Origin of the sequence: Streptomyces bicolor (assembly GCF_000719285.1) — a bacterium.
GTDB classification, from domain to species: domain Bacteria; phylum Actinomycetota; class Actinomycetes; order Streptomycetales; family Streptomycetaceae; genus Streptomyces; species Streptomyces bicolor.
The window spans coordinates 88,746-104,385 of the sequence record NZ_JOFS01000021.1 but is presented as its reverse complement, the minus strand read 5'-3'; the positions used below and the strand labels follow the sequence as shown (position 1 = coordinate 104,385).

At 70.0% G+C, this 15,640-nt stretch carries 14 protein-coding genes; 8 read left to right on the top strand and 6 right to left on the bottom strand.

Going from position 1 to position 15,640, the window contains the following annotated elements:
- The first annotated feature begins 90 nt into the window (after nucleotides 1–90).
- From IF78_RS0127165 to IF78_RS0127155, 3 genes are all read left to right on the top strand, one after another.
- Entirely contained in the window at nucleotides 91–3,213 is a 3,123-nt protein-coding gene (locus IF78_RS0127165; protein ID WP_031478841.1) for a sacsin N-terminal ATP-binding-like domain-containing protein, read from the top strand.
- Between the two features lie 217 nt (nucleotides 3,214–3,430).
- Nucleotides 3,431–4,357: a hypothetical protein gene (locus IF78_RS0127160; RefSeq protein WP_031478840.1), complete on the top strand. Its 927-nt coding sequence runs from the start codon at nucleotides 3,431–3,433 to the stop codon at nucleotides 4,355–4,357.
- A gap of 233 nt (nucleotides 4,358–4,590) precedes the next feature.
- Nucleotides 4,591–5,511 carry a hypothetical protein gene (locus IF78_RS0127155; protein WP_031478839.1) on the top strand — a complete coding sequence of 307 codons (921 nt, stop codon included), beginning with the start codon at nucleotides 4,591–4,593 and terminating at the stop codon, nucleotides 5,509–5,511.
- A 9-nt stretch (nucleotides 5,512–5,520) separates the two neighbouring features.
- Here IF78_RS0127155 and IF78_RS0127150 read toward each other — a convergent pair whose 3' ends face one another.
- Together IF78_RS0127150 and IF78_RS0127145 are read right to left on the bottom strand one after the other, a co-directional pair.
- Entirely contained in the window at nucleotides 5,521–7,917 is a 2,397-nt protein-coding gene (locus tag IF78_RS0127150) for a cation-translocating P-type ATPase (RefSeq protein WP_031478838.1), read from the bottom strand.
- A 124-nt stretch (nucleotides 7,918–8,041) separates the two neighbouring features.
- On the bottom strand, nucleotides 8,042–8,332 hold the full coding sequence (locus tag IF78_RS0127145) for a DUF2530 domain-containing protein (protein ID WP_037641356.1): 291 nt from the start codon (nucleotides 8,330–8,332) through the stop codon (nucleotides 8,042–8,044).
- Nucleotides 8,333–8,460: 128 nt separating this feature from the next.
- On the opposite strand from IF78_RS0127145, the gene IF78_RS0127140 reads away from it, so the two are divergent.
- Nucleotides 8,461–9,912: an NCS2 family permease gene (locus tag IF78_RS0127140; RefSeq protein WP_031478836.1), complete on the top strand. Its 1,452-nt coding sequence runs from the start codon at nucleotides 8,461–8,463 to the stop codon at nucleotides 9,910–9,912.
- Between the two features lie 89 nt (nucleotides 9,913–10,001).
- A complete protein-coding gene (locus tag IF78_RS0127130) occupies nucleotides 10,002–10,334 on the top strand; it encodes a glyoxalase superfamily protein (protein ID WP_031479265.1) in 333 nt (110 codons plus the stop codon).
- Between the two features lie 25 nt (nucleotides 10,335–10,359).
- Here the strand turns inward: IF78_RS0127130 and IF78_RS0127125 are convergent, their stop codons facing one another.
- A complete protein-coding gene (locus tag IF78_RS0127125; RefSeq protein WP_031478835.1) occupies nucleotides 10,360–10,542 on the bottom strand; it encodes a ribbon-helix-helix protein, CopG family in 183 nt (60 codons plus the stop codon).
- A gap of 154 nt (nucleotides 10,543–10,696) precedes the next feature.
- Here IF78_RS0127125 and IF78_RS0127120 point away from each other — a divergent pair, with 154 nt between their 5' ends.
- Together IF78_RS0127120 and IF78_RS0127115 are read left to right on the top strand one after the other, a co-directional pair.
- Nucleotides 10,697–11,134, top strand: a complete 438-nt coding sequence (locus tag IF78_RS0127120) for a MarR family winged helix-turn-helix transcriptional regulator (protein WP_031478834.1) — start codon at nucleotides 10,697–10,699, stop codon at nucleotides 11,132–11,134.
- 27 nt (nucleotides 11,135–11,161) lie between these two features.
- A complete protein-coding gene (locus IF78_RS0127115; protein WP_107050020.1) occupies nucleotides 11,162–12,514 on the top strand; it encodes an MFS transporter in 1,353 nt (450 codons plus the stop codon).
- A gap of 22 nt (nucleotides 12,515–12,536) precedes the next feature.
- Here IF78_RS0127115 and IF78_RS0127110 read toward each other — a convergent pair whose 3' ends face one another.
- Complete coding sequence (locus IF78_RS0127110; RefSeq protein WP_031478832.1) at nucleotides 12,537–13,124, bottom strand: Uma2 family endonuclease; 588 nt, start codon at nucleotides 13,122–13,124, stop codon at nucleotides 12,537–12,539.
- 88 nt (nucleotides 13,125–13,212) lie between these two features.
- Nucleotides 13,213–13,755 (bottom strand): GNAT family N-acetyltransferase, encoded by a 543-nt coding sequence (locus IF78_RS0127105; RefSeq protein WP_031478831.1) that lies wholly within the window; start codon nucleotides 13,753–13,755, stop codon nucleotides 13,213–13,215.
- Between the two features lie 26 nt (nucleotides 13,756–13,781).
- Between IF78_RS0127105 and thpR the strand changes: the two genes are divergently transcribed.
- Nucleotides 13,782–14,354, top strand: coding sequence for an RNA 2',3'-cyclic phosphodiesterase (gene thpR / locus IF78_RS0127100; protein ID WP_031478830.1), 573 nt, complete (start codon nucleotides 13,782–13,784; stop codon nucleotides 14,352–14,354).
- A 236-nt stretch (nucleotides 14,355–14,590) separates the two neighbouring features.
- On the opposite strand, the gene IF78_RS0127095 is transcribed toward thpR, so the two are convergent.
- Nucleotides 14,591–15,583 (bottom strand): aldo/keto reductase, encoded by a 993-nt coding sequence (locus IF78_RS0127095; RefSeq protein ID WP_031478829.1) that lies wholly within the window; start codon nucleotides 15,581–15,583, stop codon nucleotides 14,591–14,593.
- Between the last annotated feature and the right edge of the window lie 57 nt (nucleotides 15,584–15,640).

Here is a 15,640-nt window from a genome sequence, read left to right as displayed (position 1 = left end):
TGGGGCGGGCGTCCGGAGCGCGGCGGGCGGGCGGCGCGTTCACGTCTCCTGGGCGGTACCTTCATCATCACGCCGATGAGGAGAGTCAACGTGAGCAAGTTCGTGCGGCCCGCGGCCGAGGGCGCCGACCCGTTCGGTACGGCCCGTCTGCGTCGCGGAGTGCTGGATGCCTGGGCCACCAGCCCCGCCCGTTTCCGGGAGGACGCCAACGCCGAGGAGGACCTCGTCCTCGGCGGGTACCGGGACCGGCTCGTCGTCGAGCTCGCTCAGAACGCCGCCGACGCCGCGGCCAGGGCGGGAGTGCCCGGACGGCTTCGGCTCACCCTGCGCGACGGGGTGCTCGTCGCCGCCAACACCGGCGCGCCGCTGGACGCCGCCGGCGTCGAGTCGCTCGCCACCCTGCGGGCCTCGGCGAAACGGGACACGGCCTCCATCGGCCGCTTCGGCGTCGGGTTCGCCGCCGTCCTCGCCGTCACCGACGAGCCCGCCGTCGTCGGGCGGCACGGCGGTGTCCGGTGGTCCCTCCCCGAGGCCCGGGAACTGGCCGGCGACACCGCGCGGCACAGCCCGGGGCTGGGTGACGAGATCCGGCGCCGCGACGGACACGTGCCGCTCCTGCGGCTGCCGTTCGCCGCCGAGGGCACCGCCCCGGATCCGTACGACACCGCCGTCATCCTCCCCCTGCGCGACACCGCCGCCGCCGACCTGGCCGAGCGGCTGCTGCACGCCGTCGACGACGCGCTGATCCTCGCCCTCCCGGGGCTCGAGGAGGTCGTGGTCGAGGCCGACGGCGACGAGCCGCGCACGCTGCGCCGCCGGGTCGACGGGCCCTTCACCGTCGTAGAGGACTCGCGTGACGGTGTCACCCACTGGCGTACGGCCGCTGCCCACGGCCCGCTCACGCCCGACCTCCTCGCCGACCGCCCGGTCGAGGAGCGGCTGCGCCCGCACTGGTCGCTCACCTGGGCCGTCCCCGTCAACGCCGCCGACAGCACTCCCGCCCACCCCCGCACGGCCCCCGTGGTCCACGCGCCGACGCCCAGCGACGAAGCCCTCGGCGTCCCCGCCCTCCTCATCGCGTCCTTCCCCCTCGACACCACCCGCCGCCACGCCGCCCCCGGCCCGCTGACCGACTTCCTCGTCCAGCGGGCGGCGGACGCGTACGCCGAGCTGCTCGCCGACTGGCGGCCGGTGAGCGTCGGCATCATCGGGCTCGTGCCCGGGCCGCTCGGCAAGGGCGAACTGGACGGTGCCCTGCGCCAGGCGATCCTCGACCGACTGCCCCGTACCTCGTTCCTGCCGCCCGCCGTCGAGCCGCGCGAGGCCGACTCCGAGCTGCCGGAGTCGCTGCGGCCGCGTGATGCCGAGGTGGTGGAGGGCGCGGGCGCCGACACCGTGCGAGTGCTGGCCGAGGTGCTGCCCACCCTCCTTCCCGCCGGGCTCGAACGGCGCGTGGAACTGCGGACGCTGGGCGTCGCCCGCGTCCCGCTCACCGACGCGATCGACCGTCTCGCCGGGCTGGAGAAGGAGCCGGGCTGGTGGCGGCGGCTCTACGACAGCCTCGCCGGGGTCGACCCGGACCGCCTGTCCGGGCTGCCCGTACCGCTGGCCGACGGCCGCACCACCATCGGCCCCCGTCAGGTCCTGCTCCCCACCTCCGACGGCGCCCCCATCGACGCCGAGATCCTGGCCCGCCTCGGCCTCAAGGTCGCCCACCCGGACGCCGCGCACCCGTTGCTGGAGAAGCTGGGCGCTCTGCCGGCGACCCCCCGGGCCGTCCTCACCACGCCCCAGGTGCGGGCCGCCGTGGCCGCGTCCCTCGACGAGGACGGCGGCGTGAGCTGGGAGGAGGACACTCCCGACGCCGAGGAGCTGGCCGACACCGTGCTCGCGCTGGTGCGGGACGCGGGCCTGGAGCCGGGCGACGAGCCGTGGCTCGGCGCGCTCGCGCTGCCCGACGAGGACGGTGAGCTCGCCCCGGCCGGTGAACTGGTCTTCCCCGGCAGCCCCTTCGCCCAGGTCATGCGGGAGGACGAACTCGCCACCGTAGACGCGGAGTTGGCGGAGAAGTGGGGCGAGGCCCCGCTCGCCGCCTGCGGGGTCCTCGCCAACTTCGCCCTGGTCCGGGCCACGGACGTCGTCCTCGACCCGGACGAACTGGAGCCCCGCGAGGGCGACTTCGCCGAGCCCGACGACGCGGGCCTCCTGGACGCCGTGGACGTCTGGAGCGAGGACATCCTCGACCGCTTCCCGGACACGCCCGTACCGCCGGTCGCCACCGAGCTGATCGCCGTACGCGATCTCGACCTGGTGGACGAGGACAAGTGGCCCCAGGCCCTCGCCCTGCTCGCCCAGCCGCCCCTGCGGGACGCGCTCACCCAGCAGGTGCGGATCCTGCTGCCCGACGGCACGCACGAAGTCGTACGGCCGTACACGGCCTGGTGGCTGCGCGGCCACCCGGTCCTGGACGGCCGCCGCCCCGCCGGCCTCCTCGCCTCCGGCGGCGACCCGCTCCTGCGCGGCCTGTACGACGAGGCCGACGCGACCGGCTTCGACGACGAGCAGGTGCTGCGGGCGCTGGGCGTGCGCACGTCGGTCGCCGCACTGCTCGACGAACCGGGCGGCGCGGCCGAGCTGCTGGACCGCCTGGCCGACCCGGAGCGGGACGTGTCCGCCGCCCAACTGCACGCTCTCTACGGCGCGCTGGCCGAGCTGGACCCCGAGCAGGTGACCCTGCCGGACGAGCTGCGGGCCGTGGTCGACGGACGGGTCGAGGTCGTGGACGCGGCGGACGCGGTGGTCGTCGACTCGCCGGACCTGCTGCCCTTCACCGAGGGCGTGCCGTTGCTGCCGGTACGCCCGTCCCGGGCCGCCGAGCTGGCCGAGCTGTTCCAGGTGCGGCGGCTGAGCGAGTCCGTCACGGGGTCGGTGGACTCCGAGGGCACCGAGCACGACGTACCGGAGTCGGTGCGGGTGCTGCTGGGGGCGCGGACGCCGGAGTCGTACGTCGAACACGAGGAACTCGTCGTGGACGGGGTCGAGATCGACTGGCGGCTCACCGACGACGGGGTTCTCCACGCGGCGACCCTGGAGGGCGTGGCTGCCGGGCTGGCCTGGGCGGCGGGTCAGTGGCCGCGGCGGTTCGAGGTGGCGGCGTTGTTGGAGGATCCGTCGAGGACGGCGGAGCTGGCGCGGGATCGGTGGTTCGACTGAGCCAAGGGGGCCGTCCACTCGGACGGCCCTTTCGGCGTGCCCCGGTGCCCGGATCGAACTCCCCGCTCGCACACAAAATCTCCACGGGCCGTACAACCATCCGGCTTCGTTGAAGATCTGATCACCTGAGTCAACAGACTCCTTGATCGATTGAGCCCCGCGCGACCCCGGACCGTGTGACCGAGGATCGCGGAGCCACTCTCCTTATGGGGAACCCATGCGCATTCGAGCCACCGTGGCCGCCGTCACCGGCGCCCTGGCCCTCTCCTCCCTCGCCGTGCCGGCCGTGCAGGCCGCCGACGGGCCCTCGTACGGCAAGGCGGACATCCGCGAGGCCGTGCAGGCGGCGCCTCACGCGTCCGCCCGCAGCACCTACACCGCCGAGGACGCGGGCACGCCGTACCCCCTGGACCTGACCTTCTCCAACGTCAAGGTCAACAGCGGCAAGCCGATCGTCGTGGGCACCACCAATCCCGTCTCCGTACCGGTGACGTACACGGTCACGCACTCCGCGGACATCGACCTCAACGCCCCGGACTTCTACCTGGACGTGGAGATCTACCGCGGCGCCTCCTACGCCGAGTGGGACAACCTCCTCCTCGGCGACGACTGGCCCGTCTGCACGGCGACCTCGTCCACCACCGCCAACTGCAAGGGCACCATCGACGTCTATCCGGACCTGGAGCTGGAGAACGTCGACGCCACCACGTGGAAGGCCGCCGGCTACGCGTACGACTTCAACGACCAGGACCCGCTCTCCGAGGACATCGACTGGAGCAAGGTCGGCTACGCCGAGCAGGACAACCTGGGGACCACCAAGCTCCAGCGCTTCTCCAAGCTGACGGTCAACGCCTCCCCGGAGCCCGTGAAGAAGGGCAAGACCATCACGGTCACCGGCAAGCTGACCCGCGCCAACTGGGACACCCACAAGTACGCCGGGTACGCCAACCAGTCGGTGAAGCTGCAGTTCCGCAAGAAGGGCTCCAGCACCTACACCACGCTGAAGACCATCAAGACGAACACGTACGGCGACCTGAAGACGACGGTCACCGCGTCCACGGACGGCTACTTCCGCTACCGCTTCGAGGGCACCTCGACCACCCCGGCGGTCAGCGCCACGGGTGACTTCGTCGACGTGCAGTAGGACGCGAAGCGGTAGAGACATTCGTCAGTAGGGCATTCGTCGCGAACTTCCCGCCTGGTGCGGGAAGTTCGTGACGAAGGTCACGGAGATTCCTCGTCGACGGGACAACCGGGAACCCCTGACGGCTATCTGATCACATGGGCCAACAGGCCCCTCGATCACCCGGGCCCCGACGTGACCCGCAATGCAGGGAACGACGACCAGCGGGGCCCCTTTCCGTACCAGGGGAACGCATGCGCATCAGAGCCACCGTGGCCGCCGTCTCCGCTCTCTCCGGCGCCCTGGCCCTCTCCGCCTTCGCCGCGCCGGCCGCCCAGGCCGACACCTCCGTCGACTCCTACCGCGCCGCCGTCGCGAAGATCCGCCAGGCCGCGCAGGCCGCGTCCGGTGGTGACAGGGGCGGCGCCCGGTACGACATGGACGTCACCTTCTCCAACTTCAAGATCGCCAAGGCGATCAAGGTCGGCACGACCAACCACGTCTCCACGACGGTGACGTACACGTTGACCCACGACGCGGACATCGACATCACCGCCGACGACTTCATTACCGACCCCTTCATCTACCGGGGCACCCTTACCTCGCCGGAAGCCACACTCCTCGGCAACAAGCCGGCCAAGTGCACCGCGACCTCCGCGACCACCGCCAACTGCAAGGGCACCATCGACGTCTACCCGGGCGCGGGCGACCACGAGCTCATCAACTCGAACGCCGGTACCTGGCGTGCCGCGGCTGAGGCCACCGCCTTCAACGGCCAAGACCCCGCGGGTGAGAACTACGACCACAGCAAGGTCGGGTATGCCCGCAAGGGCGGCCTCGGCACCACCCTGATGCAGCGCCACTCCAAGCTCACGGTCGACGCCTCCCCCGAGCCCGTGAAGAAGAACAAGACCATCACGATCACCGGCAAGCTCTCCCGCGCCAACTGGGACCGCGGCACGTACAACGGCTACGTGGAGCAGCCCGTCCAGCTGCAGTTCCGCAAGAAGAACAGCGACACCTACACCACGGTGAAGACCATCAAGACGAACGCGACGGGCAACCTCAAGACGACCGTCAAGGCCATCGAGGACGGCTACTTCCGCTACGTCTTCGCGGGCACGACGACGACCCCGGCGGTCAACGCCACGGGCGACTTCGTCGACGTGCAGTAGGGAGACGCCCTACGCAGGGACGCGGCGGTCCACCCACCTCCACATGAACTCCAGGGCGACCGCCGCCCCCGCCGAGATCCCCACCGCGATCCACGGCATCGTCACCCCGACCAGCCGCAGCGCGAAGAACTCCTGCAGCCACGGCACCACCAGCACCAGCAGGAACCCGAGGCCCATCGCCGCCACCAGCCCGAGACGCCACCATGTGTAGGGCCGGGCGATGATCGCCAGCACCCACATGGAGATCAGGAAGAGCGTCAGCGTGGCGACGCTCGTCTCCGCGTCCAGCGCGCCCTCGCCCGCGTAGTGGGTACGGGCGATCAGATACGTCGCGAAGGTCGCCACCGCGGCCACCACCCCGCCCGGGATCGCGTACCGCATGACCCGCCGTACGAAATGGGGTTTCGCCCGTTCCTTGTTCGGCGCGAGGGCCAGGAAGAAGGCCGGGACGCCGATGGTGAGGGTGGAGAGCAGGGTCAGATGGCGGGGCAGGAACGGGTACTCCACCTGCCAGAACACCACCATCAGCGCCAGCAGCACCGAGTAGACCGTCTTGACGAGGAACAGCGTCGCGACGCGCGTGATGTTGCCGATCACCCGGCGGCCCTCCGCCACCACCGACGGCAGCGTGGCGAAGCTGTTGTTCAGCAGCACGATCTGGGCGACCGCACGTGTGGCCTCCGAGCCGGAGCCCATCGCGACCCCGATGTCGGCGTCCTTCAGCGCCAGGACGTCGTTCACGCCGTCGCCGGTCATGGCCACGTTGTGCCCGTGGGACTGGAGCGCGCCCACCATGTCCCGCTTCTGCTGCGGGGTGACCCGCCCGAAGACGGTGGCCTCGTCGAGGGCCGTGGCCATCCCGTCGTTGTCGCGGGGGAGCGTGCGGGCGTCGACCGTCGTACCGGTCAGGCCCAGCTTGCTCGCCACCGCGCCCACGGACACCGCGTTGTCCCCGGAGATCACCTTGGCCCGGACGTTCTGCTCGGCGAAGTAGCGCAGAGTGTCGGCGGCGTCGGGGCGTAGACGCTGTTCCAGTACGACCAGAGCGGCGGGCTTGGCGTCCGCCGCGACGTCGGGATCGTCGAGGTCGCGGCCGGCGCGGGCGAGCAGCAGGACCCGTAGCCCCTGTTCGTTCAACCGATCGGTTTCGGCCAGCGCGGGATCCTCGGCGGACAGGAGCACATCCGGTGCGCCCAGCAGCCATGTACTGGCCTCGCCGTTGCCCTCGCTGAACGTGGCGCCGCTGTACTTGCGGGCGGAGGAGAAGGGCAGGGACTCGGTGCAGCGCCAGTCCTCGGCGTCCGGGTAGGCCTCGATGATGGCCTGGAGGGAGGCGTTCGGGCGGGGGTCGGACTCGCCGAGGGCGCCGAGCACCTGCCGTATGTAGTCCTCGTCGCTGCCGTTGAGGGGGCGCAGTTCGGTGACGTCCATGCCGCCCTCGGTGAGGGTGCCGGTCTTGTCGAGGCAGACCGTGTCCACGCGGGCGAGGCCCTCGATGGCGGGCAGCTCCTGCACCAGGCACTGCTTGCGGCCGAGGCGGATGACGCCGATCGCGAAGGCTACGGAGGTGAGGAGCACCAGCCCTTCCGGGACCATGGGCACGATGCCGCCGACGGTCCTGGCGATCGAGTCGTCGAGCTCGTTCTCCTTGACGAACAGCTGGGTGATGATCAGGCCGATCGCGGCCGGGATCATCATCCACGTCACGTACTTGAGGATCGTGGAGATGCCGGAGCGCAGCTCGGAGTGGACGAGGGTGAAGCGCGAGGCCTCCTCGGCGAGCTGGGCGGCGTAGGCCTCCCGGCCGACCTTGGTGGTCTGGAAGGCGCCGCCGCCGGCGACGACGAAGCTGCCGGAGAGCACCTGGTCGCCCGGCCGTTTGACGACCGGGTCGGCCTCGCCGGTGAGCAGCGACTCGTCGATCTCCAGGCCGTCGGCCTCGACGCACACCCCGTCCACGACGGCCTTGTCGCCCGGCCCGATCTCTATCAGATCGTCCAGCACGATCTCGGACGTACTGACGTCGGCGGCGACCCCGTCCCGCCGTACCGTGGGCCGCGCCTCGCCGATCACGGCGAGCGAGTCGAGGGTCTTCTTCGCCCGCCACTCCTGGATGATCCCGATGCCGGTGTTGGCGAGGATGACGAAGCCGAACAGGCTGTCCTGGATGGGCGCGACGAACAGCATGATCAGCCAGAGCACGCCGATGATCGCGTTGAACCGGGTGAACACGTTGGCGCGGACGATGTCGGTCATCGACCGGCTGCTGCGCACCGGTACGTCGTTGACCTCCCCGCGCGCGACCCGCTCGGCCACCTCGGCGGCGGTGAGCCCGCCCGTCGCCACCGGGGCGCGGGCGGAGTGCACAGGGGTGTCCAGTCCGGCGCCCGCGTCGGTATGCGTCATGCATTCGACGGTACGTGCGGATTTGCGGCTTCACCCGCCGAGTGCGCGGAAGTTCCGACTTGGGGAGGACCGGGTGTCGTGCCCTGGGTGTAGGGGGCGGACCCTGGGGGTCAGTGGCCGGCCCTCAGGACGACTGGGGTTCGCCGGTCGTCTCCCGGGTCTCCGCGGGGGCGGCGGCCGCCCGCTTGATCGCCGCGTCACGCCTGCGGACGTACCAGATGCCGATGAGCCCCAGTCCACCGCCGGCCAGGCAGGTCCACACCCACCAGGTCTGGTCGCGGTCGTCGAACCAGCCGTAGAAGGGCAGCTGTACGACGAAGAGAACGAACCAGAGGATCGTGCCGCCGGTGATGGTGGCGACCACGGGCCCTTCAAGGGGCTCGGGTGCCTCGTGCCTGGGGGTCCACTTCGCCATGGAGGACAGCTTACGAGGCGATCGGATCGACACCGATCTACGCGCGGAGATGGCCGATCCCGGCTTTATATGTTCATACTGAAACGGTTTGTGTCTGACCACTTCTCTTCGTAGGAAACACCAAAAGCATGCCCACCTCGGCCCCCGCCAAGGTCCCCGCCCCTGAACAGCCGGGAGCCGGCCCCGCCTACGGCGCACTCGACCGCTTCTTCAAGATCTCCGAACGCGGCAGCACCCTGCCCCGCGAAATCCGCGGCGGTTTCGCCACCTTCTTCGCGATGGCCTACATCATCGTGCTGAACCCGATCATCCTCGGCAGCGCGAAGGACATGTACGGCAACCAGCTGGACAACGGACAGCTGGTCACCGCGACGGCCGTCACGGCGGCGTTCGCCACGCTGCTGATGGGTGTCATCGGCAACGTGCCGATCGCGCTCGCCGCCGGTCTGGGTGTGAACTCGGTCGTCGCGCTCCAGCTCGCGCCCCGGATGTCCTGGCCGGACGCCATGGGCATGGTCGTGCTGGCCGGCTTCGTGGTCATGCTGCTCGTCGCCACCGGTCTGCGCGAGCGTGTCATGAATGCCGTGCCCTACAGCCTGCGCAAGGCCATCGCCATCGGCATCGGCCTGTTCATCATGCTGATCGGCCTCGTCGACTCCGGCTTCGTCTCCCGCATCCCGGACGTCGCCCAGACCACGGTCCCGCTTCAGCTCGGCGGCGACGGTCACCTCAACGGCTGGCCGGTGCTCGTGTTCATCCTCGGCGCGCTGCTCACCCTCGCGCTGATCGTGCGCAAGGTCCCCGGCGCGATCCTGATCTCGATCGTCGCGATGACCGTACTCGCCGTCGTCATCGAGGCCGTCGCGAAGGTGCCGTCCTGGGGCCTCACGACCCCGAAGTGGCCGGGCAACCCCGTCGCGACCCCCGACTTCGGCCTGATCGGCGAGGTCAGCCTGTTCGGCGGCTTCGAGAAGGTCGGCGCGCTGACCGGCATCCTCTTCGTCTTCACCGTCCTCCTTTCCTGCTTCTTCGACGCCATGGGCACGATCATGGGCGTCAGCGACGAGGCGAAGCTGACCGACGCCCAGGGCCAGATGCCGGGCATCAACAAGGTCCTGTTCGTCGACGGCCTCGCCGTCGCCGCGGGCGGCGCCAGTTCCTCCTCGGCCACCACCGCCTTCGTGGAGTCCACGGCCGGCGTCGGCGAGGGCGCCCGTACTGGCTTCGCGAACGTCGTCACCGGCGGCCTCTTCGGTGTGGCGCTGTTCCTGACGCCCGTCGCCACCATGGTCCCGTCGCAGGCGGCCACCCCGGCCCTGCTCGCGGTCGGCTTCCTGATCCTGGCCAACTCGGTCAAGGAGATCGACTGGGCCGACTACACGATCGCGATCCCGGCCTTCGTGACGATGGTGATGATGCCGTTCACCTACTCGATCACCAACGGCATCGGCATGGGCTTCATCACCTTCGCGGTGCTGCGCCTGGCCGCCGGGCGGGGCCGGGAGGTGCCGGTCGCGATGTACGTCGTGGCGGCGGTCTTCGCCTTCTACTACCTCATGCCGGCGCTGGGGCTGACGTAGGGCCGACTCATGTGAGGCCGTAGAACCAGAGCCAGAACCAGTGCCGCATCCGGCGACGTTGGCCCTGGGCGGTCTGCGACGATGACGCGATGGACGAGGAAGTCATTCCCATTCTCCGCGTCGAGGATGCTGCGGCGGCGGTCGCGTGGTACGAGCGCATTGGTTTCGCCAAGCAGTGGGAACACCGCTTCGAACCGGGCCTTCCCGCGTTCGTCGAGGTCGCCCGAGGCGGGGTGCGGTTGTTCCTGTCGGAGCACGAGGGTGACGCCCGCCCTGACACGTTGGTCTACCTCCGCCTTCGTGATGTCGACGCCATCGCCGCCGAGCTCGGTGTGCGGGCGAAGGACGCTCCGTGGGCGCGGGAGATCGAGGTGCGCGACCCGGATGGCAACCGGCTGCGGATCGGCACGCCGACGGAATGACGCTTGCCGGCAGCGCGTGGCGGGCTCACGTAAGGCCGTAGAACTTCTCGGTCTCCTCGACGGCGGCCTGGAACCGTTCGTCGAAGTCATCGCGGATGAGCGTCCGGACGACATAGTCCTGGACGCTCATTCCTCTTTTCGCGGCATGCTCCCGGAGTCGTTCGAGCAGCTCGTGGTCTATCCGCAGGCTGAGCACGCTGGTCCCCATGAACACGAGGGTCGCGGCACTCTTCGGTGCGGTGTGTCACGTTCCGCTGTCGGATCACCCATATGAGTGATGTGACGATTCAGTGGCGGGAGTCACGGGCATCTGTGCGCGCCCCGGTGGTCCTTAGGGAGGGTAATGAGTTACCCTAAAGAACATGCCGGACCTTACCCATGGCGACAACGCAGCCGCCGTGAACTCTCTTCGCTCCGCCGTGATGCGACTGTCACGTCGGCTCAAGCACCAGCGGGTCGACGAATCGCTGAGCCCCACCGAGATGTCGGTGCTGGGCACCCTCTCCCTCTGCGGAAAGGCCACCCCCGGTGAGCTCGCCCGCAAGGAGCACGTTCAGCCGCCGTCGATGACGCGCATCGTCGCCCTGCTGGAGTCCAAGGGACTGGTCCGGCTGGAGCCGCACCCCGAGGACCGGCGCCAGAAGGTCGTCACGAAGACCGAGCAGGCCGAGGCGATGCTCGAGGAGAGCCGCCGTAAGCGCAACGCCTTCCTGGCCACCCTGGTCGAGGGTCTCGACGAGGACGAGTGGGCGAAACTCCGCGCCGCCGCCCCCGTGCTGGAGAAGCTCGCACATCTGTAAGCCGCGTTCACGAGGAGGCGAACCCTTTTGAGTACGGGACCCGGAGCAGCTTCCGCACCCGCACCGACCACCCCTACCACCGCCGGCCCGCGCAAGTCCTCGATGTTCAGCTCGCTGAAGGTCAGGAACTACCGCCTGTTCTTCCTCGGCCAGGTCGTCTCCAACACCGGCACCTGGATGCAGCGCATCGCCCAGGACTGGCTGGTGCTCAGCCTCACCGGCTCCGCCACCGCCGTCGGCATCACGACGGCCCTGCAGTTCCTGCCGATGCTGCTCTTCGGCCTCTACGGCGGCGTCCTCGTCGACCGCCTGCCCAAGCGCCGTACGCTGCTGGTCACGCAGACCTCGATGGCGGCCACCGGCGTCGCGCTCGCGGTCCTCACCCTCACCGGACACGTCCAGGTCTGGCACGTCTATGTCGCGGCCTTCGCCATCGGCCTCGCCACGGTGGTCGACAACCCCGCCCGCCAGACGTTCGTCAGCGAGATGGTCGGCCCCGACCAGCTCCAGAACGCCGTCAGCCTGAACTCCGCGAACTTCCAGTCCGCCCGTCTGGTCGGCCCCGCCGTCGCCGGTCTGCTGATCACCGGCGTGGGGACGGGCTGGGCGTTCCTCTTCAACGGCCTGTCCTTCGTCGCGCCCATCGCCGGGCTGCTGCTGATGCGGGCGCGTGAGCTGTACGCCGTCGAGCGCGCCCCGCGCGGGAAGGGGCAGCTGCGGGAGGGGCTGCGGTATGTGGCGGGGCGGCCGGAGCTGATCTGGCCGATCGTGCTGGTCGGGTTCGTCGGCACGTTCGCCTTCAACTTTCCCGTGTACATCTCGGCGTTCGCCGCCGACGTCTTCCACGCCGGCGCGGGCTGGTACAGCATGTTCAACACGCTGATGGCGGTCGGCTCGGTGACCGGCGCCCTGCTCGCCGCCCGGCGCGGCACCTCCCGGATGCGGGTGCTGATCGCGGCGGCGGTGCTCTTCGGCACGGTCGAGATCGTGGCGGCGCTGACGCCGTCCCTGTGGCTGTTCGCCCTGCTGATGATCCCGATAGGGCTCTTCGGTATGACGATCAACGTCACCGCGAACACCGGCATCCAGATGGCCACGGACCCGGCCATGCGGGGCCGCGTGATGGCCCTGTACATGATGGTCTTCTTGGGCGGCTCCCCGGTCGGCGCCCCGATCGTCGGCTGGATCACCGACACCTACGGCGCCCGGGTCGGCCTCGCCGTCGGCGGCGCTATCGCGGCGGCCGCGGCCACGGTGATCGGCCTGATCCTGGCGCGGATGGGCGGCCTGCGGCTCTCGGTAGGCTGGCACCGGGGCCACCCGCACGTCCGGTTCGTGCCCCGGCAGCGGCGGGAGGAGGAGCTGGCGACCGTGGCGTAGGCGGTAGGAGAGGGCGTCCGGGTCAGTCGCGGGGGAACTCGTCGGTCTTGAGGGTGAGGCCGACCGGGGTGCTGGTCAGGTCGATGTCCTCGCCGAAGGGGAAGCTGACCTCGCTGTGGTACTCGCCGTCCTTCGGCAGTGTGTGCAGGTGCCACTCCGCGGTGTACGGGTTCACGATCAGGTACACCGGTACTTCGGCGAGGGCGTAGGCGGTCTTCTTGGGGCCGTAGTCGTTGGCGGCGGTGTCCTTGGAGATGACTTCCGCGACGAACTCGACGTCCTCGTACTGCCAGCGGCCCTTGTCGTCCTTCTGTGCGCTCTCGGCGAGAGCCGTCACGTCGGTGGCGAACCCGTTGAGGCGCCCGGGATAGTCGATACGGACGTCGGACTTGATGCGCCTGCGCGGGTACTTGGTGCGCAGCTGCTCGAAGATGTCCGTGATGATGTCCCAGTGGGTGTCCCGCTGCGGCGACATGAAGATGTGCCCCCCGACGATCTCGGTCTTGTATCCCTCGGGGACGGGCATCTTCTCCAGCCACTCGAACAGCATGTCGAGTGTGAGTTCGCCGCTGCTTTCGGCCATCTCGATCCTGTCGTCAAGGACGGTCATCGTGGCGCTCCTCCCCGGCTGCTCCTCGGACGAGTGCAGCCGCGCAGTACAACGATACGCACGGTGACCGGGACACGTGTGGCCATGGTCACTGCCGCCCGCCGGACAGGCCCTGGACCCGCCGCGCCAGCACCTGCCCCGGCCAGTCGTCCTTCCCCAGGTAGGTCTCGGTGCGCACGAAGCCGTTGCTCTCGTAGTAGCGGACGAGCCTGCCGTCGTCGCCCGCGTAGCAGTCCACCCGCAGCAGCGAGACACCCGACCGCCGGGTCACCTCGGCGGCGTGCGCGAGCAGGGCGCCGCCCACGCCGTGGCCCTTGAAGCGGCGGTCGGAGGCGAGCCAGTGGATGTAGCGCTCGGGCTCGCCGGGCGGGGGGAGGTGCGCCAGATAGGGGCCGGGCGAGTGGCCGAGGGTGAGGGTCGCGGCGGGCACGTCGCCGACCTCGGCGATGAAGACGTCACCCTCGTCCACGGCACGGGTCACCGACTCCACGGTCTTCGGGCTCTGCGACAGCGGCTTCGTCCCCCACTGCCCCGGGCGCCCCTGCGCGACCAGCCACTCCACGCAGCTGTCGAGCATGCCGAGTATCGCGGGGATGTCGCCGGGTCCGCCGTCCCGGATGGTGATCTCCATCCCCTCATGGTGCCAGGCTTGATCCCATGAGACTCTTCGCCGCCGTGTTGCCCCCGGAGGACGTGACCCATGAACTGGCCGCCGAAGTCGCCGAGTTGAGGAAGCTGCCCGGCGCGGACCGGCTGCGCTGGACCGGCCGCCCCGGCTGGCACTTCACCCTCGCCTTCTACGGCGAGGTCGACGACGACCTCGTACCCGACCTGTCGGCCCGCCTGGAGCGCGCCGCGCACCGTACGCCGCCCTTCCGGCTGGCGCTCAGCGGCGGCGGTCAGTTCGGGCACGGGCGGGCCCTGTGGGCGGGCGCGGAGGGTGACCTGGCGCCCCTGCGGCTGCTGGCGGACCGCAGCGAGGCGGCGGCGCGCAAGGCCGGGGTGCCGATGGGGGAGCACCGGCGGTACAAGGCCCACCTGACCGTGGCCAGGAGCCGGTCGGCGGTGGACGTACGGCCGTATGTCGCGGCCCTCGACGAGTTCACCAGCCGGGCCTGGACGGTGACCGAGCTGGTGCTCGTGCGGAGCAATCTGCCGAAGTCGGGGGTCGAGGGCGAGCAGCCCCGCTACGAGGCGGTCGCCCGATGGCCGCTCGAGGGGGCCGGTTAGGCTCGATGTCGTGGACCCGAAAACCCGGAACCGGATCATGGCCGGTGCGCTTGTGTTGATGTTTGTCGTGGTGGCGTTGGCGGCGGCGCTCGGTAGGTAGTGCCGAGGAACTGCGGATCGCCGTACGGCTGCGGGGCGTTGTCGGCCGCGGGCCGTCTGTGGCTGGTCGCGCCCACGCGGCGGAGCCGCATGTCGAGACCAGCCCCGCGCCCCCCGGGCGTTGCACTTACCCTGTGTTACCAGGCGAACGCCTCCGGGGACGGCCCCGGGCCTGGGAACACCTCGTCCAGTCCCGCCAGCAGCTCCTCGCTCAGTTCCAGTTCCGCCGCACTCAGTGCGGACTCCAGCTGCTCGGCCGTGCGCGGGCCGACGATCGGGCCGGTCACGCCCGGGCGGGTGAGCAGCCAGGCCAGGGCGGCCTCGCCGGGCTCCAGGCCGTGCTTGTCGAGCAGGTCCTCGTACGCCTGGATCTGCGCCCGTACGGCGGGGTCGGCGAGGACCTCGGCGGCCCGCCCCGAGCTGCGCCGCCCGCCCTCGACCTCCTTCTTGATGACGCCGCCGAGCAGGCCGCCGTGCAGCGGCGACCAGGGAATGACGCCCAGCCCGTAGTCCTGCGCGGCCGGGATGACCTCCATCTCGGCGCGGCGCTCGAAGAGGTTGTAGAGGCACTGCTCGCTGACGAGGCCGATGGTGCCGCCGCGCCGGGCGGCTATCTCGTTGGCCTGGGCGATCTTGTAGCCGGGGAAGTTGGAGGAGCCGGCGTACAGGATCTTGCCCTGCTGGACGAGGACGTCGATGGCCTGCCAGATCTCCTCGAACGGGGTGGCACGGTCGACGTGATGGAACTGGTAGACGTCGATGTAGTCGGTCTTCAGCCGCTTGAGCGATGCATCGACGGCGCGCCGGATGTTCACCGCCGAGAGCTTGTCGTGGTTGGGCCACGCCGCGCCGTCCGGCCCCATGTTGCCGTACACCTTGGTGGCGAGGACGACCTTCTCGCGCCGCTCGCCGCCCTTGGCGAACCAGTTGCCGATGATCGTCTCGGTACGGCCCTTGTTCTCGCCCCAGCCGTACACGTTGGCGGTGTCGAAGAAGTTGATGCCCGCGTCCAGCGCCGCGTCCATGATCGAGTGACTGTCGGCTTCGTCTGTCTGCGGACCGAAGTTCATGGTGCCGAGGACGAGCCTGCTGACCTTGAGTCCCGTGCGTCCGAGCTGCGTGTACTCCATGGATATGCACGCTAACCGCGTGGAGTGCGCTCTAGGCAAGGGATCTTGACGCTAACT